A 431-nucleotide genomic window follows, 5' to 3' on the forward strand; every position below is an offset into this window, starting at 1 on the left:
TATATTAGGTGTGAAAGTATCTTATGATTAAAGATTGTAATAAAAAAAATATATTGATTGTTTCTAATATGTATCCAAGCGAAGAGTTTCCTTTTTTTGGGACGTTTGTAAAAAACTGTGAATCTGTTTTAGTTGAAAATGATTTTGTTGTCGACAAGGTTGTTATTGATGAGAAAAGCTCAAACCTATTCAATAAATTTAAAATTTATATTGTTTTCTATTTTTGCGTGTTACGAAAGCTTTTCTTAGGGAATTATGATTATGTTTATGGGCATTATGTTTCACATGTATCTATCCCTTTGTTAATCTATCGCCTATTTAATAGCAAGATCGACATAGTGATACACGTACACGGTGGTGATATAAAGAAATTAGATGGCACATCTTCTGTTTTTTTTAAGGTTAAGCGTTTTCTTTCAGCTTCTATTTTG

General features: G+C 29.0%; 1 pseudogene. It reads left to right on the forward strand.

The window, feature by feature from the left end:
* Nucleotides 1-23: 23 nt before the first annotated feature.
* Nucleotides 24-431: pseudogene (locus AB4486_RS24055) on the forward strand (glycosyltransferase family 1 protein); the annotation flags it as partial.

Source organism: Vibrio sp. 10N.222.55.C6 (genome assembly GCF_041473395.1).
Classification (GTDB): Bacteria; Pseudomonadota; Gammaproteobacteria; order Enterobacterales; family Vibrionaceae; genus Vibrio; species Vibrio crassostreae_C.